Origin of the sequence: Chengkuizengella sp. SCS-71B (genome assembly GCF_040100845.1) — a bacterium.
In the GTDB taxonomy this organism is placed as follows: domain Bacteria; phylum Bacillota; class Bacilli; order Paenibacillales; family KCTC-33759; genus Chengkuizengella.
The window spans coordinates 2,680,565-2,701,214 of sequence record NZ_JAZHSH010000001.1 but is presented as its reverse complement, the minus strand read 5'-3'; the positions used below and the strand labels follow the sequence as shown (position 1 = coordinate 2,701,214).

Annotated in this window: 20 protein-coding genes and 1 pseudogene; 9 read left to right on the top strand and 12 right to left on the bottom strand. The window is 34.3% G+C overall.

Translation table 11 applies throughout. The features are described from left to right. The first annotated feature begins 398 nt into the window (after positions 1-398). Positions 399-653, top strand: a complete 255-nt coding sequence (locus VQL36_RS13135) for a spore germination protein (RefSeq protein WP_349249760.1) — start codon at positions 399-401, stop codon at positions 651-653. 376 nt (positions 654-1,029) lie between these two features. Here VQL36_RS13135 and VQL36_RS13130 read toward each other — a convergent pair whose 3' ends face one another. Together VQL36_RS13130 and VQL36_RS13125 are read right to left on the bottom strand one after the other, a co-directional pair. Continuing rightward, positions 1,030-1,326 carry a hypothetical protein gene (locus VQL36_RS13130; protein WP_349249759.1) on the bottom strand — a complete coding sequence of 99 codons (297 nt, stop codon included), beginning with the start codon at positions 1,324-1,326 and terminating at the stop codon, positions 1,030-1,032. 258 nt (positions 1,327-1,584) lie between these two features. Then, entirely contained in the window at positions 1,585-2,049 is a 465-nt protein-coding gene (locus tag VQL36_RS13125) for a hypothetical protein (protein WP_349249758.1), read from the bottom strand. Between the two features lie 305 nt (positions 2,050-2,354). On the opposite strand from VQL36_RS13125, the gene VQL36_RS13120 reads away from it, so the two are divergent. Then, positions 2,355-2,801, top strand: a complete 447-nt coding sequence (locus VQL36_RS13120; protein ID WP_349249757.1) for a hypothetical protein — start codon at positions 2,355-2,357, stop codon at positions 2,799-2,801. A gap of 225 nt (positions 2,802-3,026) precedes the next feature. On the opposite strand, the gene fsa is transcribed toward VQL36_RS13120, so the two are convergent. Together fsa and VQL36_RS13110 are read right to left on the bottom strand one after the other, a co-directional pair. Continuing rightward, positions 3,027-3,671, bottom strand: a complete 645-nt coding sequence (fsa, locus tag VQL36_RS13115) for a fructose-6-phosphate aldolase (protein ID WP_349249756.1) — start codon at positions 3,669-3,671, stop codon at positions 3,027-3,029. A gap of 76 nt (positions 3,672-3,747) precedes the next feature. Further along, on the bottom strand, positions 3,748-3,954 hold the full coding sequence (locus VQL36_RS13110; protein ID WP_349249755.1) for a hypothetical protein: 207 nt from the start codon (positions 3,952-3,954) through the stop codon (positions 3,748-3,750). Positions 3,955-4,080: 126 nt separating this feature from the next. Between VQL36_RS13110 and VQL36_RS13105 the strand changes: the two genes are divergently transcribed. The 4 genes from VQL36_RS13105 to VQL36_RS13090 all read left to right on the top strand — a co-directional run bounded on the left by VQL36_RS13105 (position 4,081) and on the right by VQL36_RS13090 (position 8,856). Beyond that, positions 4,081-5,061: a D-glycerate dehydrogenase gene (locus tag VQL36_RS13105; RefSeq protein ID WP_349249754.1), complete on the top strand. Its 981-nt coding sequence runs from the start codon at positions 4,081-4,083 to the stop codon at positions 5,059-5,061. A 300-nt stretch (positions 5,062-5,361) separates the two neighbouring features. Continuing rightward, a complete protein-coding gene (gene aceB, locus VQL36_RS13100; protein WP_349249753.1) occupies positions 5,362-6,951 on the top strand; it encodes a malate synthase A in 1,590 nt (529 codons plus the stop codon). 50 nt (positions 6,952-7,001) lie between these two features. Then, positions 7,002-8,279, top strand: coding sequence for an isocitrate lyase (aceA, locus tag VQL36_RS13095; RefSeq protein ID WP_349249752.1), 1,278 nt, complete (start codon positions 7,002-7,004; stop codon positions 8,277-8,279). Between the two features lie 211 nt (positions 8,280-8,490). Continuing rightward, entirely contained in the window at positions 8,491-8,856 is a 366-nt protein-coding gene (locus tag VQL36_RS13090) for a hypothetical protein (RefSeq protein ID WP_349249751.1), read from the top strand. A 28-nt stretch (positions 8,857-8,884) separates the two neighbouring features. On the opposite strand, the gene VQL36_RS13085 is transcribed toward VQL36_RS13090, so the two are convergent. The 4 genes from VQL36_RS13085 to VQL36_RS13070 form a co-directional block, all read right to left on the bottom strand. Continuing rightward, entirely contained in the window at positions 8,885-9,613 is a 729-nt protein-coding gene (locus VQL36_RS13085; RefSeq protein WP_349249750.1) for an NAD-dependent protein deacylase, read from the bottom strand. A 325-nt stretch (positions 9,614-9,938) separates the two neighbouring features. Continuing rightward, complete coding sequence (locus VQL36_RS13080; RefSeq protein WP_349249749.1) at positions 9,939-10,337, bottom strand: S-Ena type endospore appendage; 399 nt, start codon at positions 10,335-10,337, stop codon at positions 9,939-9,941. A 198-nt stretch (positions 10,338-10,535) separates the two neighbouring features. Continuing rightward, on the bottom strand, positions 10,536-12,038 hold the full coding sequence (locus VQL36_RS13075) for a DUF11 domain-containing protein (RefSeq protein ID WP_349249748.1): 1,503 nt from the start codon (positions 12,036-12,038) through the stop codon (positions 10,536-10,538). A gap of 112 nt (positions 12,039-12,150) precedes the next feature. Next, entirely contained in the window at positions 12,151-13,638 is a 1,488-nt protein-coding gene (locus tag VQL36_RS13070) for a DUF11 domain-containing protein (RefSeq protein WP_349249747.1), read from the bottom strand. 237 nt (positions 13,639-13,875) lie between these two features. Between VQL36_RS13070 and VQL36_RS13065 the strand changes: the two genes are divergently transcribed. From VQL36_RS13065 to VQL36_RS13055, 3 genes and pseudogenes are all read left to right on the top strand, one after another. Continuing rightward, positions 13,876-14,802 (top strand): S-Ena type endospore appendage, encoded by a 927-nt coding sequence (locus VQL36_RS13065; protein ID WP_349249746.1) that lies wholly within the window; start codon positions 13,876-13,878, stop codon positions 14,800-14,802. 157 nt (positions 14,803-14,959) lie between these two features. Further along, entirely contained in the window at positions 14,960-15,733 is a 774-nt protein-coding gene (locus VQL36_RS13060) for an ATP-grasp domain-containing protein (RefSeq protein WP_349249745.1), read from the top strand. A 69-nt stretch (positions 15,734-15,802) separates the two neighbouring features. Continuing rightward, positions 15,803-16,287: pseudogene (locus VQL36_RS13055) on the top strand (tetratricopeptide repeat protein). Here VQL36_RS13055 and VQL36_RS13050 read toward each other — a convergent pair. The 4 genes from VQL36_RS13050 to VQL36_RS13035 all read right to left on the bottom strand — a co-directional run bounded on the left by VQL36_RS13050 (position 16,288) and on the right by VQL36_RS13035 (position 20,449). Further along, entirely contained in the window at positions 16,288-17,421 is a 1,134-nt protein-coding gene (locus VQL36_RS13050; RefSeq protein ID WP_349249743.1) for an alpha/beta fold hydrolase, read from the bottom strand. It lies immediately after the preceding pseudogene. Positions 17,422-17,423: 2 nt separating this feature from the next. Further along, positions 17,424-18,038: a TetR/AcrR family transcriptional regulator gene (locus VQL36_RS13045; RefSeq protein ID WP_349249742.1), complete on the bottom strand. Its 615-nt coding sequence runs from the start codon at positions 18,036-18,038 to the stop codon at positions 17,424-17,426. Positions 18,039-18,210: 172 nt separating this feature from the next. Further along, positions 18,211-18,828 carry a sterol desaturase family protein gene (locus tag VQL36_RS13040; protein ID WP_349249741.1) on the bottom strand — a complete coding sequence of 206 codons (618 nt, stop codon included), beginning with the start codon at positions 18,826-18,828 and terminating at the stop codon, positions 18,211-18,213. A gap of 88 nt (positions 18,829-18,916) precedes the next feature. Continuing rightward, entirely contained in the window at positions 18,917-20,449 is a 1,533-nt protein-coding gene (locus VQL36_RS13035) for an aldehyde dehydrogenase family protein (protein WP_349249740.1), read from the bottom strand. Positions 20,450-20,650: the final 201 nt, after the last annotated feature.

The following is a 20,650-nucleotide window of genomic DNA, read 5'->3' as shown; positions in this document are numbered from 1 at the left end:
ATATCTAGGGATAGAAAGATAAAAAGGTTATATGGCAAGTTTGGAACCGATAGAATTTTGACAATGATGGTTTTTAATGGACGTAGGATAAAGCACATTTTAAACAATCAAGTCACGTGTCTATACCAAATGAAGCATTTGAACATAGAATATATTGGCAGCTTACTATCTACTCATATAATCTCTCTAGGGAAAACCTCACCTATTTATATAGTGGGGTTTTTAACTATGAAAATGTGTACTTGCGTTTGTTATGTTAGATGCTCACAAGGGTTTCGATTTCAACAAGAAAATAATAAGTTTCATAGGTAGATGCCCACTCACATAGTCTAATATCTACATATGGTGTATAAGGGAACTACGATTCTCTATCAAAAACACAAGGAGTGATGAAGGATATGCCATCCATTTTAGGCGTTGCCAAAATCATTAATGTTTCGGGTGGAAGTAAAGTACGTGCAGGAGATTCAGTTCAGATAACACCTGTAGAATACACAAAAGCATATGCTGGTAGTGGTTGTTTTAATAGAGGAGATTTACCAAGAACGAATAATTTTGTGAGTGCAACAAATACAATTGATGCTGATATAAAAGATGATACTCAAGATAATTTTGGAATCGAAGATAATGTGTTTCCTTTTTTATTTGTTTAAACTGCATCGTTATGAAGAGTTTGAACATAGAGTAGTCCGCTCATAAGATCCTTCTACGGAAACCTCACTATTTATGTAGTGGGGTTTTAAACTGAAAAATGTGTACTTGCCCTAGGACACACGTCCAACTATCAACTCCTATACTAAGGAACGATATTGTAGCTATAGTTTTCCCTATCAATTGCTCCAAGACACATTGCATTGGGCAGGTACAACAATCACAGATGGATTTATCGAAATGTCCCATATTACACACGTCCTTTTCATTTTTTATTAATGTATTCAAATAAGTATTGTTTGATTGGACGTGTGTACTGTATTCAAAAATTGTGCTTTTGCGTATCATCCTGCGCCCATAAGATATCGCGATCTAACTTTAATCTTCACCCTTCGAGAATAAGTCGACAATTTCATCCTTATTGCTATTAACCTGCATGTGAAGCTCATGAATTTGTTGTTTTAATTCATCTAATTTATACAATATCTCTTTATATTCATCCATTGCTGAAGAAGAATTGTTTTTTTCTTGTTTAGGCTCTTCTTTTCTCTGTTCTAATTCAGGACCTTTATTAGGATTCATTGTTGTTTCATTATCCATTGTTTGAGCAGAAGCTGATATTATTCCACTAAATAACAGTAAAGCTGTCAATGTTATAGATGTTAATCTTTTCATATTCTCGAACTCCATTCCTTATAAGATTTGTTAGTGTATATAGAATAGGTTGTGTTATTAAGTGAAAAAAATGTATGCCAAAGAGAAAAAAATGAGTCAGAACAAATAATAATAGATTCAATTGTTACAATTTTAGTTGGTATAGTGATGGGGTTCTGTTAATGGGTTGTGGAGTGGGGCAAAGAATAAAGTACAGAAGTGATTTTCTTCTATTGGCTTAGGTAACTGGTGGTGAGGACTTTTCAAGTTGTTATTAATTTAATTAGAAATCCTTGTTACTGCACACGAAGAAAAAATTTCTATTACATCAAAATTCAAAGGAAATCTGCCTACAATAATACCTTCCCCAACAACTATAATTTCATCGAAAAAAGAAACACCAGTAGGAGAAATCAATTCAATATTAACGTTTTTTCCAATCATTGACTTTGCTAAATTTGTAATAGGGTCTTCGCAACAGGAACACACTCCTTTACTTTGTTTTATAGATTGTTTAATTACTGGAATTATTGAGTTATCGTTAGAAACTGATGAAATTTGACAAATTGGGAAATTCCCTCGATTTGTGAATGCTATAAAATCTTTTACTTGGTTAATAATGATTCCATCATCTGCAAATGTTGGAGTTACGATACCTATATTGTCTATACCCACCAATTGCTCTAAAACACACTGCATCGGGCAGACGCAGCAATCACAAATACTCTCATCAAAATGTCCCATAATCTCTACCCCTTATAAATTTATTTAATTAGATATTATATAGATTTAAAAGAAGTTTTGATTGGATGTTTGTGCCTCTTTATTAAATTGTGCTTTTGTCAGGTTTTGAAATAATAATGCAATCTCTTCTGCATGGAGTTGACAGAGATAAAATGTGAATTTCTTATAGGTATATGTACAATCATGGATGCAGTCCAATTCATACTATATCTTAACAAATAATGAATGTGAGAAGGAGAGTGATTAGGATGGGTGTTTTTGACAAGTCAAAATGCGATTGTTGTGTTTGTCCTATGCAATGCGTAATGCAACAATTGATAAATATACCCGATACTAGGGTCTTTACAATTTCAGCTGAACAAGTAGGTACAATCAATTCTGTAGAGAATTTTCTAGCAACAATAAATGTAGGAGGGGTTATAAGATGTTTTCCCATATGTAATGTCACTGCAGTTGGAAATAATATATTAGGTAAGAAAACACAATTAAAACCAGTTAGAAAGGATATGAAAGGTGAATGTAGTTGTTGTGAAGATCCAGCTACAAATGAATTAGCTACCTTATTAAATAAAACTGTTGAAATTAATTATTTAACTAGACCAGGTTCGCCTCTATCTAGGTTAATAGGAACTGTTGCAAAAGCTGGGGAAGGTATCGTTATATTAACTGATGTTACCAATCCTTTTGGTGCTGATGTTAGTAATACTGCAATATCTACTTGTCAAATCAATTTTATTGAAATAAAATCTTAGTAAATTGACTGGATGTGTGTACCTTTTCTCATATAAAAAAAAGATTAACTGACGTGAATATGTTTCTTTTTTTTATTAGTATAAAGGGTAGAATTATGATTAGAGAGGGGGATGAGAATGGATATAAACCCACTGACATTAAGCCAGTGGATTTATATAGATTCCCAATAGAGTATAAAAAATTAACTTTGCTGTCCTCATCACACTAAGCCGAAAAGATTCTTTTTAGTCGTTTCGATTATTCCAATCTGCTAAAAACTTTTCAATTCCTTGGTCTGTCAAAGGGTGATTACAAAGCTGCATGATGACTTTGTAAGGAACAGTTGCAATATGAGCACCATACAACGCTGCATCTGTAATATGAAGTGGGTGACGAATAGAAGCTGCAATAATTTCTGTATCAAGATTGTGCACATTAAATATTTCAGAAATTGTTGAAATTAATTCTAATCCATTATGTCCGATATCATCTAAACGCCCTAAGAAAGGTGAAACATATGTAGCCCCAGCTCTTGCAGCGAGTAATGCTTGGTTTGCATTAAAAATGAGTGTTACATTCGTCTTGATTCCTTCGTCTGAAAAAGCTTTAACAGCTTTTAGACCTTCTATTGTCATAGGAACTTTAATGGTAATATTCGGTGCAATTTTTGAAAGTTCTTTTCCTTCTTCAATCATTTCTGGTGCTGTTGTTGCAATAACCTCGGCACTAACTGAACCAGATACTATGGAGGTTATTTCTTTTAAGCGATCATGAAAAGAAACGTTTTCCTTTGCAACTAAACTTGGATTTGTTGTAACTCCAGATAAAATTCCTACTGAATGAGCTTCCCGAATTTCTTCAATGTTTGCAGTATCAATAAAAAATTTCATATTTATTCCTCCTAGGCTAAGTAAATGTAAGTAATTTCTACGAATTCACCGTCAATTTCATCTACACTTGAACAGCTTATTCAACTACTTTTTTCGTAAAAGTAATTTTCATCAAGTGGTTGCGAATCATTACGAATAACTCCATTATATCAAACAAGGAATTTTTCTCAATGAAGCTTGCCCAAAAATCAGATTCATCAACTTCCTCATCTTTTTTCTCAATCTTTATAAAAATCGACAAATATTTGACTCTGATAATTCCAATCGTAATTATTATTTTCAACTGCTTGTTAGATGCATTTAAAGGTGAGGAATTATAATAACTTTACAATAAGATCCCTATAGTTGAAAATACTAGTAGGGATTTTTTCTATATTTAAATATTTTCTTGAAGTTGGGAGATGAATATATGAATCAACCTTATGTATATATCACTAAAAAAATACCCAATGAAGTTGTGGAACCACTAGAGAAAATAGCTTTCGTAAAAATGTGGAATGGAGAAAATGGAAAAGTGCCGTTAGATATTTTAAAAAAAGAGGCAGTTAAAGCTACAGCACTATTCACGACACTTGATGATACCATTGATCACTCCATCATTGACAATTCTCCACAATTAAAAGTTATTTCTAACATGGCTGTAGGATACGACAATATTGATATTGTAGCAGCTACTAAACAGAAAATCTTTGTATGTAATACACCGGATATTTTAAATGATACAACTGCAGACTTAGCTTTTGCCTTATTGATGTCAACTGCTAGACGAATTGTAGAAGGTTATCAATTTGTAAAGGGTAGCAATTGGAAGGATTGGGATCCCTTGTTATTAGTTGGTAGAGATATTCATCATAAAACTCTTGGAATAGTGGGTATGGGACGGATTGGAGAAAAAGTAGCGAAAAGAGCAACTGGGTTTGATATGGAAGTGATATATCACAACCGTACTAGAAGAGAAAGTGTAGAGAGAGCTCTAAATGCAAAGTACTGTTCTTTTTATGAATTGTTGGAAAAGGCAGATTTTATTGTCAATTTACTTCCTTTAACAGATGAAACAAGAGATAAATTTGATGAAGCAGCTTTTTCAAAAATGAAAAACACTGCCATTTTTATTAATGTGGGACGTGGATTATCTGTTGTTGAAGATGATCTGGTCCAAGCATTACAGAATGGAGAAATAGCAGGTGCTGGATTAGATGTGTTTAGAAAAGAACCAATATCAAATCAACATCCTTTACTAAAATTTAATCAGGTTGTGGTTGTTCCTCATATAGGAAGTGCTACCATTGAAACTAGAACCAAAATGATGAAGTTAACGGTTCAAAACATTGTAAATGTTCTAAAAGGAAATTACCCTGAAGCTTATGTTAATAAAGAAGTGAAAATATAAAAATTTTCCGTACCAATTAGTAATTTGGTGCGGAATAGTATACATTTCTATTTTTAATTAATAACATTCCTTTTTTACCCCTCATTGTCTTCTCTTACAAATAGATCATCTGCGATCACATAGTTTAGAAACCATTTAAGTATTCAACAAACGCCCTTAATGACACTTAAAGTATCCTCCTAACTAAAAATTTTTAGAAATTTTAAAAAAGGGGTTCTCTTTTTAAGTTATCTGTTATATAATACAATTAAATTTAATAAACTGTACTATAACAAATGATTGAGAGGGTGAGTTTATCTAATGAATACCGATATATCTGGGATTGAGGTTCTTAATGAAGTAAATGGAAAAGTTAAGGAAGTATTAACAGACGGAGCTTTACAATTTATTTCAAATTTAGAACGCCAATTTAGAGGTAAAAGAAAAGAATTGTTATATAACAGAATTTTACGCCAACAGAGAATAGATGAAGGAGAAATGCCTGATTTTATTAAGGAGACAGAACATATTCGTAATGGTGATTGGACAATTGCCTCTTTACCTAAGGATCTCCAAGATAGAAGAGTAGAAATTACAGGTCCAGTTGATCGGAAAATGATAATCAATGCCTTGAATTCTGGAGCAAAGGTTTTTATGGCAGATTTTGAAGATGCTAACTCCCCCAAATGGGAAAATTGTATAGAGGGGCAAATCAATCTTCGTGATGCCGTGAATAGATCAATTACTTTTGAAAACGCGAATGGAAAAAAATATAGTTTGAATGAAGAGATCGCTGTATTAATCGTTCGTCCTAGAGGCTGGCATTTAGAGGAGAAACATATCATTGTAGATGGAGAACCAGCATCAGCAAGCTTAGTAGATTTTGGATTGTACTTGTATCATAATGCTAAGAAGTGTATGGAAATTGGAAGCGGTCCTTATTATTATTTACCAAAGTTAGAAAATCACCTTGAGGCAAGGCTTTGGAATGAGGTGTTTGTTTTTGCTCAAAATGAGTTGCAAATTCCGCAAGGGACGATAAAAGCAACAGTACTCATCGAAACGATATTAGCTTCCTTTGAAATGAATGAGATTTTATATGAATTAAGAGAGCATTCAGCAGGATTAAATTGTGGACGATGGGATTATATTTTTAGCTATATTAAAAAATTCAGAAATCATGATGAAATGATTTTGCCAGATCGTTCTGAAGTAACGATGACTGTGCCATTTATGAGGGCTTATTCACAATTAGTCATTCAGACCTGTCACCGAAGAAATGCACCAGCAATTGGAGGAATGGCTGCTCAAATTCCGATTAAAAATAATCCTAAGGCAAATGAAGAAGCTTTCCAAAAGGTTAGCGCAGATAAAGAAAGAGAAGCTTTAGATGGTCACGATGGAACATGGGTTGCACATCCTGGTCTGGTTCCTGTTGCATTAGAAATGTTTGATAAAATCATGCCGAGTGCAAATCAGATTCACAGAAAAAGAGAAGATATTAAAGTAACAGCTAAGGATTTACTTGCTGTTCCAGAAGGAAACATCACTGAGACTGGTGTACGTACCAATATTAATGTTGGTATTCAATATATTGATTCTTGGCTGTCTGGTAATGGTGCTGCTCCTATTCACAATTTGATGGAAGATGCAGCAACTGCTGAAATTTCACGAGCACAGTTATGGCAGTGGATAAGACATCCGAAAGGGATTCTCGATGATGGAAGAAAATTAACTTTGGAACTTGTTCAGCAATTACAAGAAGAAGAGTTAGAGAAAATAAAGGCTGAGCGAGGTGCTGAAAGATTTGAAAATAGTTTTATAAAGGAAGCTGTACAACTGTTTAATAAATTAATTGAAAATAATGAATTTACTGAATTCTTAACGTTACCTGGTTACAAACATTTATAAAAGAAATCATTTTATAAAATACAATAAAAAACAAATTGGAGGAAGTAGAAATGATGAAAAGAATACAAAATTTAGAATTAAGTTGGCAAATTGATGAGCGTTGGAATGATATAACTAGACCGTATACAGCAGAAGAGGTAATCAAATTACGTGGGTCTATGGATATTGAACACACATTAGCAAAAGAAGGGTCAAAAAAACTTTGGAAATTAATGCAGTCTGAAAGTTATGTTAATGCATTAGGCGCATTAACAGGAAATCAAGCTGTTCAACAAGTGAAAGCAGGTTTAAAAGCGATTTATTTAAGTGGGTGGCAGGTAGCAGCAGATGCTAATTTAGCTGGACAAATGTATCCTGATCAAAGTTTATACCCGGCAAACAGTGTACCTCACGTTGTAAAAAGAATTAATCAAGCTTTACAGCGTGCAGATCAAATAAGTCATTTAGAAGAAGATGATAGTATAGATTGGTTTGCACCGATTGTTGCAGATGCAGAAGCAGGTTTTGGCGGTCAATTAAATGTATTTGAATTAATGAAAGGAATGATCGAATCCGGTGCTTCTGGTGTGCATTTTGAAGATCAGCTTTCTTCAGAAAAAAAATGTGGTCATTTAGGCGGTAAAGTATTATTACCTACACAAACGGCTGTGCGTAATTTAATCTCAGCTAGATTAGCAGCAGATGTAATGGGGGTTCCGACAGTATTAATTGCCAGAACAGATGCAGATGCAGCAGATATGATTACAAGTGATATTGATGATGCTGACAAACCATTTATTACAGGTGAGCGAACTTCAGAAGGGTTCTTTAAAACAAAAGCAGGCTTGGATCAGGCAATAGCTAGAGGTCTATCTTATGCACCATATGCAGACCTAATTTGGTGTGAAACTTCCACTCCAGACCTAGAACAGGCAAAACGATTTGCTGATGCTATTCATGAAAAGTATCCAAACAAATTACTTGCATATAACTGTTCCCCATCTTTTAATTGGAAAGCAAAGCTTGATGACGCAACCATTGCAAAGTTCCAGCAGGAATTAGGGAAGATGGGATATAAGTTCCAATTTGTAACGCTAGCAGGTTTCCATGCATTGAATCACAGTATGTTTGAACTTGCAAAAGGATACAAAGAAAGCGGTATGGCTGCTTATTCCAAACTGCAGCAAGCAGAATTTGCGAACGAACAATATGGTTATACAGCAACTAAACATCAAAGAGAAGTAGGGACAGGTTACTTTGATGAAGTTTCACAAGTGATTACTGGTGGTACATCATCAACTACAGCCTTAAAAGGCTCAACTGAAGAAGCGCAATTTCATAGTGCGTAAACATTTAGTACATTCATTGGATTAAAAACATAAAAACTTGAAGGTTAAAAAGGCTTCTCCAATACTAAAAGGTTCCTTACAAAGGGTTCACTTTAACTAGGGGAAGCTTTTTTCTTTGTGTATAACTTTATGAAAAAAAATGTGGTAATAAAAAATGATATTTGCGGATTTTTAATTCTATTGGACATCCATCCAATCCATTCATTCATTAGTGTCATATTATAAAGCATATCAATATAAAAAAAATGAAATTTTAATAGAAACGGGGGAGATGAACATGGAGAAAGAAGATATTGAACGCATGGCAAAATTGGAAGCTGAGCTCAAATCAATACGTGACGTAGTTGTTAAAATGGATACAAAACTTGATACTTGGAATAAGAGTTTTGTTCCGAGACCAGAGCTTAATGAAATGTTCAAAGCAAGAGATAAAGAAATTGATGATTTGAACTCGCAAATTGATGATTTACGTCAGGATAAAAGAAACAGTAAGTCCGTTGTTCCAGCTTGGGCAGGCGTTGTAGTAGCTTTTGGAGCGATGATCGTTACAATTGTTGGAATCCTAATCCTTCGCTAGTAATGAATAGGGGCAGTAAATTATTAAATTAAACGAATTGACTCATAACCTTTCCGACATGATCATAAATGACATAATTTGCCCTAGAATCATAGGGAGTTGGTGCTTTATTAATTAGAATAAAGTGCTCCCCTCTATAATATTCAATCAATCCCGCAGCCGGGTATACACTTAGGGAAGTCCCTCCAACGATGAATACCTCGGCTTTTGAAATAAAGTCTACAGCGCTATCAAGAATATCTTCGTCTAATCTTTCCTCATATAAAACAACGTCGGGTTTAATAATTCCTTCACATTGTTCACATCTAGGAATAGTTCCTTCATTATTTATTATTTTGTCTAGTGCATAGAACATTTGACAATCCATACAGAAGTTTCGATGAATAGAACCGTGTAATTCAAGAACGATATGGCTCCCAGAAGATTGATGAAGCCCATCAATGTTCTGGGTGATTACTGCTTTTATTTTTCCTTGCTGTTCTAAACGCGCTAGTGATTGGTGGGCTTGATTGGGCAGCGCATTTTCATGTATCAAATGCTCTCTATAAAATGAATAAAATTCTTCTGGGTACTTTTTGAAAAAACTAAAACTTAAAATCTCTTCTACTGAACGATCTTGCTGAAATAAACCTTTATTGGATCTAAAGTCAGGGATGTTGCTTTCCGTCGACACACCAGCCCCTCCCAAAAAAACGATATTAGAACTTCGTTTAATGATGGATCGAACGCGTTCTATTGTATCTACCCCTTTGTTCATGGTTACATCCTCCCTCATTAAGTAGAAGTAATCAATTCATTAGATTACCTCATATTAACATTAATTATATGAAGAAATGATCTTTTTTTTACCAATATTAAAAAAATTCTATAGTGCAAAAAATGCTAATGGTGAAAAGGAGGAAAAAGCTTCAAATTGAAAATGGAAATATAATCAGAAGACATATTTATCAGTAGAAAGGGATGAAGGTAATGTAAAATAAAATTATTTATAAATTATATCAATCCCGATAATACTATCAGGATTGATATAATTTCAAACTAGTTGTAATCCGTACGTAAATTAAGCCAATCAATGCTTAAGATTATTTATTGATAGTATATTGTAAATCAGCATCAAAAGTACCATTACAGAACGCATCCGGATCAGTTCCATCACATGTTACAGTAACCAGAGATAAGCTGCTTACTTCCACTGTTATTGAAGATAAGGGCATAACCTCATAAGGAGTAGCTACTCCTTCATCTGTTACTGTGACTGTCATTGTACACTCAGAACTAGTATTTACGACTGTAATCATTCCGCTAGGAAGTTGTGAAGTTGTTGTAATTGTTGTTGTAAATAAAGTAGCTTCTGTTGAATTATCACACTGAGTTCTAATAGGTGTACATCTTTTAATTAAAATTAATTGTGAAGGGAATAAATCAATACCAGCACACGAGATTGGACAACAAACGTCACTTTTATAACTATTGCAACTCATTATAAAACATCTCCTTATATTTTTAATATATTTGAGGTATATTGTATAACCCCATAAAATAATATATGTCGAATAGGTACTGGCTGCATGTGCGAATCTACTAGATAAAAAGCACAATTTCTTATATAAATCACATTACAGATATAATAGGGATTATTGATTGATTATAGTTAAATCCCACTTCATATTTTAATAAGTTTAATGAGGCTTTTTTGAACAACTGGGACAACCAAGGCAATCATTACATATGGTGGTGAGTACTTGATTGCTTATCACAGTCTGGTCACAATTAAAACTTACACTAGCATCATTTGTTACAAAACATTTACCTGTTGTTACTCTTACTCTGAACTGAACGATCACAGTATCTCCTATTCCGATTTGTCCAATAAGAATTCCTGCATTAGGGTCTTCTCCAGGTTGTAGGGTTCCGTTAATGCTTACACTATTTTCAATAAAATCAGTGCCAATTGGTTCGATATCAGTAAAAATTACATTCGTTGCTATGGAGGGGCCAGGATTGGTGATTTCACTTGTATAGGTTATTACATCTCCTTTGTGAGCTAAAAATTGATCTACTTTTTTTTCAAGGTTAAGAATGCTATCATCCAAATCAATTTGTAGTCCTATTGCATTTGGTAAATACTCATCTTCTGTAGTAGTAAATCTAAAAACACCTGAATTCTGATTGTTTATCAATGCATTTGATGCATCCACATTTGCGATATCCCAACCTTGACGTCCTGCAAACATATTGACCCCTGGTGTTCCTGGTGTTTGATTTCTAGATCCATAAGTACCTGACATATCTACTGCTCCATTGTCATCCTCTATTTGTGAACCAAAAAAATTCATAGCAGGATTATTTGGTGCAGACCCAGATAAATTTGAGAGTGAGGCTGTATCGGGACCAAATAGGAATTCATCTCCTGATTTCGTTGCGTCTCCTTCTCCAGCACTAATCAGCACCCTAGCTGATATTGCTCCAGCTGATGGAGTAGAAAAACCAGCAACATTTACATCGATAATAGGGTTTGTCATAATATTGACAACTCCTTGTGCACCTACAAATAGGGTCATATTTCGAAAGGGAAGAGATAAATTCTGATAAATAACAGCTAATGTCCATCCTGCATGGTTTGTAGAATCAGTCGAATTATTCAGTCGATCTGTCAATCCCGTTACTTGACCAACGGAATATTCACCTGCTCCATGCATTTGAATAATATTGGTTACATTTGATGAACGCATATAAAATCCTAAAGTTTTTGGTGGGGGATTTCCAGGGAAGGTGGGTTCATTCGCAGTTACAGGATCAGGTGTAATTGAGGACATACTGCCATTAGGTGCCGTTAAGATCACATTGTTATTGATCAAAGTGGTCAGATCCTCATTACGGCTTAAATAATTCCCTCCCCAGATTAACTCCGCATAAAGAACCGTACTTCCTGCGGGAATCACTAAAATTGCTGCAGAGCTATTCAAATTAATGTTTAAAGTAGTAGTTGCAATTCCACCGACAGGATCAGGGTCCAGTGGAAAATTGCTCTGTCCTGGTTGGCTTGTGTCTAGTGTAATGAATGCTCCGATGCTATCATCAGTTCCTGCGTTATTTTGATTGAACTGTTGACCTAGTCCTAGCGTATTACCTGTAAAAGTCATAGCGCCACAAGTATTTATAGTAAATCGATTTATGAACATGTTGTACTCCTTTCTAGAGTTCATATTTTCAAGAAAAAAATGTGATTTTCTATTTATAAAATGATTATTCAATGAATGCTTATGCGGCTGTCCTATAAATTGAAATAGGATGTTAGTAATCTAAACAATTCTTACAACCAGGACAATGATGACAAATCGTCGTCAGAGCCTGATTACTTTCTGCTGTTTGATTACAGCTAAATCTTACAATGGCTACGTTTGTGACAAAACATTTACCTGCTGTAACTCTAACTCTGAATTGAACTGTGATTGTTTCCCCGACTTCAAGATCCCCTAACTCAATTCCAGCATTTGGATCAGCTCCTGGCTGTAAAACCCCATTAATAGTTACACTGTTTTCAATAAAATCAGTACCTACAGGTTCGATATCCGTTAATACTATATTTGTGGCAATTGATGGTCCTGGATTAGTTATTTCAATCGTGTAGGTTAAAATATCTCCTTTGTTTGCAAGAAATTTGTCTACATTTTTTTCTATATTTAATACGCTATCTGGCTGATCAATTTGTAAACCTAGAGCATTTGGCATATAGGCGTCTTGTGTAGAGGTAAATCTAAAAACTCCAGCATTTTGGTTGTTAATTAATGCACTTGAAGCATCCACATTTGCTATATCCCATCCTTGACGTCCAGCACTTATGTTCATTCCTGGCGTTCCAGGCATTTGATTTCTAGATCCATAAGTACCAGACGTATCTACGGCTCCTGTATCATCTTCGATTTGTGATCCAAAAAAATTCATTGCAGGATTGTTTGGCCCAGATAAATTAACTAGTGATGCTACATTTGGACCAAACAGGCATTGATCTCCAGTGATGTTAGCGTCTCCTTCCCCAGCGCTAATCAATGCTCTCCCTGATACTGCTCCTACAGCAGGGGTATTAAATCCAGCTACTGATACATCAATGATTGGATTTGTGGTGGCGTTTACTATTCCCTGTGCTCCTACAAAAAGAGTCATATTACGAAAAGGAAAAGAAGTGAAATTTTCATAAATAACAGCAAGTGTCCAACCAGCATGATTTGTATTATTTGTAGAAGCTATTAATGGATCTACCAATCCTGAGACTTGGCTAACTGCATATTGACCGGCTCCAAAGTTCTGTACAATATTGGTCACATTTGCTGATCGCATATAAAATCCTAATGTATTACCACCAGTCATAAAAGTAGGTGCATTAGCTGTTAGCGGATCAGGTGAAATTTGAAAAGCACCGCCACCAGGCACCATGAAGATGACATCGTTATTTATTAATCCAGTAATATCTTGATCTCTTGATAAATAATTACCACCCCAGATTAACTCTGCATAAAGTATCGTACTCCCAGCTGGAATGACCAAATTTGCTGCGGAACTATTTATATTAATAGAAAGTGTAGTTGTAGCTATTCCACCACCTGGGAATGGGTCTAGAGGAAAAGCATCTACCATAGGTTGACTAGTATCCAATGTAATAAAAGCCCCAATACTTCCTGCTGTACCAGCAGCATTTTGGTTTGTTTGTTGACTCAAACCTAAAGTGTTGCCAGTAAAAGTCATCGCACCACAAGTATTTATTGTAAATCGGTTTATGAACATGTTGTATCACTCCTAACTCATCGAGTATTCTTACATTTTAGTTTCTAGTATTGTGAGTGCTTGTTTATTTAATATAATATATTCCTATAAATCTCTATTGCTACAAAAATACATGACAATTCCCATGTGTCATTCGCCAATTTTTTAATAAATGTGCGATTGTCATAAATCAAATAAGTGATTAGCTTAATAGTATGGTACATGATAACCAATTCAGTCATGTAGGAGGTGATTGCTTTGAGTAGAATAAAGAAGAATCATTGTAGTGTAAACGTCAATGTTCACTGCACTACAAAATCTACTCGTAAAAAAAGAAAGTCTAATAAAAAGTGTAAGAAAAAATCAAATAAAAAAACCTTACAGATCAGTCGTTGTATTCCTATCAATAAAGCCTGTGATGATATTATGCCTACCCCTATTTTTGTAGGTGATAAAACAAGTGGAATTTCCTTGCCTTCAGGTGCCATTACCATTGTGAATACAAGTGAGACATGTACGATGCAAGTAGCAATTGAAATCTTATACTCCATGACACCTCTGGTTACAGAAATTGAACCAAGATCATCTTTTACAACTACATTAGCGGATATCATACGAGTGGATATAGTATGTATGGGTCCTGAGAAAGATAACTGTACAGGTACTGTTCAACTTGATTTTGCTTTTACAGTTTGTACTAAACTTGATCGAAAAAAAGTAAAACATCATATAAGGAGACACTCATTTTACGATACAGAGATTAGGTCTATAAACACAAAAAATAGAGATCATATCGAGATGTTAGAGCCGAGTACAATTGAGAATAAGCAACTAGAAAGACAACGTAATATTCAAGTTCAGAATGAAAGGTTTTCTAAAGAGATGAGTAAAATAGTTGATAAACTTGATCGTCAGTTGAAAAATTTAGATAATACAATAAATAGAAGAGATGAACTCTTTTTAACAGCTTTGAAGGAAATGAATGAAAATCAAAAGAAAATAGGAAAAATCACGGAGGAACATCCAAAGAAAGTAGAAGTAAAAGCTATAGAGAGTATAGAATCTAAAGAAAAATTGAAGACGGAAGCTTTTGAAGAAACTTCAATGGAAAAAACACCAAGAAATAATAAGATAAAATGGTGGCAGAAATTATTTAGAATATCTTCAATTAAGAAAGCAAATTGATAGTTCTAGCATGAGGAGTTTAAACAAGGGAGACTGGAGAAAAGTAGTCTTGTAATTATTGGCTACTTTTTTTTCAGACCTAAAAAAGGATCTCCATTGCTGACATGATTTCTTTCTGTTAAAATTTGAAGGAAGTTAAGAGAGAGGATACAAAAATATGAAACTAATTACATTTAACCCACTTAGAACGATAGGTATTCCGAACATATCATATATAAAACCACTAAATATGTACAAAGATATCGAAAAGATCAAAGAAGCGGATATGCTGTTATTTCCTGAATATTGGCAGGTAAATTCTCTCGTTTACGGATTGAAAAAAAAGATTTTTCCTAGCATTGAGTCTTACCATTTAGGTCATAACAAAATTGAAATGACTCGTGTACTGAAGGCTGTTTGTCCTGAACAGATTCCATACACAGAAATATTAAGTAATACAGATGAAAATAGACGTTATATCATGGAAATCTTCCCGCTTCCATTTGTTGCTAAAGAAATCAAAAACTCAATGGGACAAGGTGTGTTTTTGATACAGAATGAAAAAGAGTTTCAGGACTATGCTGACAAAGTAGAAGTATTATACATTCAAGAGTTCTTATCAAATGATCGAGATTTGAGAATCTGCGTGATTGGGGATGAAGTTGTAACTGCATATTGGAGAATAGAGGAAACTGGCGGCTTTCATCATAATGTAGCAAAAGGTGGAAAGGTATCTTATGACAATATTCCAGATGAAACACTTCGGCTAGTATTAGACGTTTCTCAGAAACTAGGGATAAATCATGCTGGTTTCGATGTGATTTTCAACAATGGAAAACCATATATACTAGAGTTTAATATTTTATTTGGAAACCAAGGCGTTCCAAAACATAAAGTATCTCTTGAACAAAAAATAGTTGAATATATTACGAGGAGTACTGAAATACATTGAGAAGCATTGCTTAGATATTAAAATTGAGGCTAGATATAGCATAATTAATAGTAAGAGGGAGAGATGAAAATGGATTTAAACCTAGAAAAAGCGGTTAAATTACGTGAAGAGGGTAAATATGAGGAGTCAAATTTATTATTGATGCAGTTGGTTGAGAAGAATCCTGAAGATGCTGCAGTTCATTACCAAGTTGCATGGAGTTTTGATGTGATGGAAAAAGAAAGAGAGGCGGTACCTTTCTATGAAAAGGCAATATCTTTAGGATTATCTAAAGAGGAATTAAAGGATGCCTATCTTGGGCTAGGCAGTACATACAGAACACTAGGAGAGTATGAGAAATCTAAGCTTGTTTTTCAAAAAGCAATAGAAGAATTTCCGAATTATAGAGCACTACAAGTGTTTTATAGCATGACTTTATTCAACTTAGCAAATCATGAAAAAGCAATGGAAATCCTCCTGAAAAATATTGTGGAAACAACAAATGATCAATCCATTACTAATTATAAAAGAGCAATTAATTTTTATTCCGATAAACTAGGCGTGTGTGGAAATGATTAGGATATATTTTCCATCCATTCTGCTATTTCACTAAGGGAAAGTCCCATATTACCGACTTGGCAATGATTTTGTCCTTGTTCCTTTTCTGTAAAGATACGGTCTGTAATGGATTTTGCATTTTTTAAAGCTTGAATTTGTAAATGGTGCATTTTTACTGGGATGAAATGGTCTTTTTCACCAGTTAATATCAGTACGTCTTGTTTTACCATTGCAGATTTTAAATGTTCTTCATTGAATTCGAGTATAGCAAACCCGCTTTCTAGTGGAGTTTTTGTATGTGTAATATACATTAAATGCTCTATGCCCCATTTTTCCTGTGGCATCATTTTCATTTTTAAGTTGGACATCCAAGCCATCAATTTTGGATGTTTAAATAACCATAGTGCAAATTTCTCTACAAATGGAGGAGGGATTTTCATATAATCGTATGCAATGCTAGAAGCTATGACTCTTTTGATTCTAGGTTCATACGCTGCAGCACGAAAACACAGCCATCCTCCCATTGATATGCCCAATAAAGTGACATTGTCCAATTCAAAATAATCCAATATCGCTGAAGTAGGTTTCTCCCACTCATAACTTAGTGGTAATCCTTGTTTTTTCAAAGCATAACCTTGCCCAGGTCCTTCGAATAGAATGACTTCATAGTTTAGTTTAGAGAAATATACTGCCATAGAATAAAATTCTTCCATGAAAGAATCAAACCCACCGTGGATAACGAGTGTTCCTTTCTTTAAATTGCCTTTTGCTGGCACTTTCATTGCGGATAAGAAGTGCTTACCGTACGGAACTAAAACACGTTCTATATTCTCACCTGCAACGAGCCCATTATAAAATAATGCTATAAATTGATCATAAATCTTCATTTTATCAGGATCGGTTGGAAGCGTAAAAAACTCTGCAGCACGATAATAAAATGTAGCGTTCATGATTCGATTTTCAGCTCTCGCTTTCTTAGCTTGACGTATCATTTCATCCTTCCAATCATCGACTTTCTGAATGTTTCTGGCTGCATCCATCATATCTTCCATTCTTGAGTATCCCATAGAAACCCAGCGATTCATCTGAAAATCCATGATTTTTGTCTTGTGAAAATGATGATAACCAACAGGAAAATTGAATTCTAACATCATTATTCTCTCCTTTCCCTCGATAACCCCATTTTTAAAAAGTCTATGAAATAATTCATTTCTTCTTCAATATGTTCAGGCTTGCTAATATCTGTTATTTCCCCGAGGTGGGTGAACAAAAACCCAATGATTCGTTTAATAAATTCAATCGGTAAATTTTCTCTAAACTCCCCATTATGATATGAAGCTTCTATCATTTGGTTTATTTGATCATTGTTTTCAAAATTATACTTTTTTAATGCTCTTTCATAGATGTCATTTCCTTTCTCTTTTACGAAACTATTTGCAAATCGATTGATATCTGGATAATCTGCCGCAAATTGCATACCAAGTCGAATCTGTGTCTTAAAAATAGAAAAGATGTCTGTAGAGTAGTCTTCCACAGTCATTGCCTTAGAAAGAAATGCTTGTTTTTTCTCAATTAATGTCTGAATCAAATGAAAGTACAAATCTTCTTTGTTTTTAAAATGATAATAAAATGATCCTTTACTCATGTTTGCCATCTTTAAAATGTGATTTATAGAGGCTTTTTCATATCCTCTTGTTATAAACTCATTTAGTGATGCTTTCATTAAAGCTTCGTTATGTTCAAAATTCTTGTTAAAACCTGTGCTCAAAAAATCCCTCCTAGCTTAAAGAAAAGGTATAAATTATCCATAAACCAATTATAGACCTGCAGGTCTAGACCGTCAAGTCTATTAAAATATGAAAAAACCCTTCTTGAACTAGCCGAAGCTTTCAAGAGGGGTGAGCTATATGCCCCCAATATCATTTGAGGGCTTAGAGATTTTATGAATTTAACTGTTTCTTTTCCAAATCACGCACCGTGTCGCTTTTTTCTACTTTTTTTTCATTTTTGTACGTATTAAATAACACGTCAAATGTGGGGTGAGTTACACCAAACCAAAATTGTTCATTTTTATAATGATGCCATAAGTGCATTCGTTTCATGAATTTACCCCAGGGGGTAAGCGGGGTGATGGGTCGATGTGCAACATAGTGTGACCATTCATAATACAACAAATAAGCGAGGACTCCAGTTGTAAATGCAATGGCTATCATTAGGTCAAATGTGATGAAAAACACAATAATACCAGCAGTTAAAAAGATTGGAAAGCTATACCATACAGGAAGGAATAATAAGTTCAAATCATTAGGATGAGCATGGTGGTGATAGTGTATACGCTTCATTAAGTTTAATAGAAAGTTTTTTCGAGGGGGTTTCATATGAAATAAAAAACGATGAATCAAATATTCAGTGATTGCATATCCAACAATACCTAGAAACATAGCTATCCACAATTTTCCGTTTGTTAGGTTAAGTGATGTGATTAGGAGTAAGATAAGAAAAGTAATAGAAGTAATTTGAATATCTTTGATACTAAAAAACTCTTTAATATACTTCATTATTCTAACCTCCAACTTTTTTGAAAAATACTTATCCCGTTTCATTTTATGAGATATAGATTTATGAAAATGTATATCTCATCATTTTTCATTTGGATTTTCTAAGAAGTTGAATGTACGACGAAAGAAATTTAATTACATTTTTCCTTTTTCCATACCAGCTTGTAATAAAGTTTTTAAAGTGAGGGAGTTTCCCTTCATAGGGATACCAATTTACTTCAGATTTTTTGATGCCTTTATCAACCATAATTGATTTTTGGTGGCAAAAAATTTGTAGACCAGCCTGAGCGTGGTACCTGCCTATACCGCTATCTTTTATACCACCAAAAGGAAGATACGGATTTGCGATGGTTATAATGACATCATTAACAACAACACTACCAGCAGCTAATTTTACTGCTACTCTTTTTGCTTTATTTAGATCTTTACTCCATACACTTGCACTGAGCCCATATCGTGTATCGTTTGCCAACTGAATCGCTTCCTCTTCATTTTCAAATGGAATAACATTGATTACAGGACCAAAGGTTTCTTCTTGTATAACGTCCATTTCGTGATCAACATTAGTTAATATGATGGGCTCCATTTTCATTCCTTGAAACTTATGAAGATTCTTGTGACTCCCGCTGAAAATTTTAGCCCCTTTTGAAACAGCAGATGTAACATGGTTTTGTACTACTTGAAGTTGGTTTTCAAATGTCATTGATCCTAAGTCTGCATCATCTGATGGTTCAATTTTTAAATTCTGAAGTTCCTTTTTTAATTCATGAATAAATGATTCATATTTTTCCTTCTCTACATAAATACGTTCAACAGACATACATACTTGACCGTAATTTGTTAAAGATCCCCACAAAGCGCCTCTAACAGCTCGATCAAAATTAGCATCATTGAATACGATCATGGGGTCTTTTCCACCTAATTCTAAGGAAGTTGGTATGAGGTGGTTTGCAGCTTCTTGTTGTATGATTTTTCCTGTTCGGTCTGATCCAGTGAAAAAGATATAGTCAGGTTTTTCAGATACAAGTTTTGCCCCTAATTCTTTACCACCATGAGCCACTTGAATGACATGTTCAGGAAATCCTGCTTGTTCAAATAAACTTTCCATCCACTGCCCCACAAGCGGGGTAACTTCTGAAGGTTTGAGTATGACACAATTTCCTGCTAAAAGAGCATTAATAACTGGATTCATTGCGAGCTGAAAGGGGTAATTCCAAGGAGAGATCACCAAAACAACTCCTCGAGGCTGGTAGGAAGAGTAGGATTTCTTCCCAATGAGTGCAATTGGAGTTTTTGTTTTGTGTGTTTTTAAAATTTTTGCTGCGTGTTTTTCTAAATAGGCAATTGTATCCAATACAGTAAATAGATCTGCTGTAATCGCTTCTACTTTAGGCTTTCCTGCATCTTGATGAATAATATCAATGCCATCTTCTAATTGTTCAACAATAATATGCTTTAATCTACGTATGTACTGCAAACGTTCTTTAATTGATATGTATTGCCAAGTACTATGTGCTTTTCTGGCTTGATCATACATAAGAGTCGTTGCGTGGAGTGGAGTAGTATTTACAAAGCCAATAGTGTCACCACTAAGTGGGCTCATAACTTCTAATGCTTCCATCTTAATCTCCTCCCATATTTAATTAATCTTATTATATGATAAAATCTTATTTTTTTACAGTGTACTAAAATAGTCATTTAGTTTTTTAAACTTATTTTTATTCAACCAATGGTAAAAATTTTGACATAGAAAAACTGCACCTTCGATTATTAGATATTGTCTAAAAATTGGGGTGCAGTTCATGGTTTTTCGATCGGTTTT

Bases quoted from the DNA above. Each gene is read 5' to 3' on its own strand.
- aceB (WP_349249753.1), top strand. From the start codon at position 5,362: ATGAATACCGATATATCTGGGATTGAGGTTCTTAATGAAGTAAATGGA.
- aceA (WP_349249752.1), top strand. From the start codon at position 7,002: ATGATGAAAAGAATACAAAATTTAGAATTAAGTTGGCAAATTGATGAG.
- VQL36_RS13040 (WP_349249741.1), bottom strand. From the start codon at position 18,828: ATGAAGTATATTAAAGAGTTTTTTAGTATCAAAGATATTCAAATTACT.
- VQL36_RS13085 (WP_349249750.1), bottom strand. From the start codon at position 9,613: ATGAACAAAGGGGTAGATACAATAGAACGCGTTCGATCCATCATTAAA.
- VQL36_RS13135 (WP_349249760.1), top strand. From the start codon at position 399: ATGCCATCCATTTTAGGCGTTGCCAAAATCATTAATGTTTCGGGTGGA.
- VQL36_RS13130 (WP_349249759.1), bottom strand. From the start codon at position 1,326: ATGAAAAGATTAACATCTATAACATTGACAGCTTTACTGTTATTTAGT.
- VQL36_RS13120 (WP_349249757.1), top strand. From the start codon at position 2,355: ATGCAACAATTGATAAATATACCCGATACTAGGGTCTTTACAATTTCA.
- VQL36_RS13105 (WP_349249754.1), top strand. From the start codon at position 4,081: ATGAATCAACCTTATGTATATATCACTAAAAAAATACCCAATGAAGTT.
- VQL36_RS13075 (WP_349249748.1), bottom strand. From the start codon at position 12,038: ATGTTCATAAATCGATTTACTATAAATACTTGTGGCGCTATGACTTTT.
- VQL36_RS13060 (WP_349249745.1), top strand. From the start codon at position 14,960: ATGAAACTAATTACATTTAACCCACTTAGAACGATAGGTATTCCGAAC.
- VQL36_RS13070 (WP_349249747.1), bottom strand. From the start codon at position 13,638: ATGTTCATAAACCGATTTACAATAAATACTTGTGGTGCGATGACTTTT.
- VQL36_RS13035 (WP_349249740.1), bottom strand. From the start codon at position 20,449: ATGGAAGCATTAGAAGTTATGAGCCCACTTAGTGGTGACACTATTGGC.
- VQL36_RS13050 (WP_349249743.1), bottom strand. From the start codon at position 17,421: ATGTTAGAATTCAATTTTCCTGTTGGTTATCATCATTTTCACAAGACA.
- VQL36_RS13125 (WP_349249758.1), bottom strand. From the start codon at position 2,049: ATGGGACATTTTGATGAGAGTATTTGTGATTGCTGCGTCTGCCCGATG.
- fsa (WP_349249756.1), bottom strand. From the start codon at position 3,671: ATGAAATTTTTTATTGATACTGCAAACATTGAAGAAATTCGGGAAGCT.
- VQL36_RS13080 (WP_349249749.1), bottom strand. From the start codon at position 10,337: ATGAGTTGCAATAGTTATAAAAGTGACGTTTGTTGTCCAATCTCGTGT.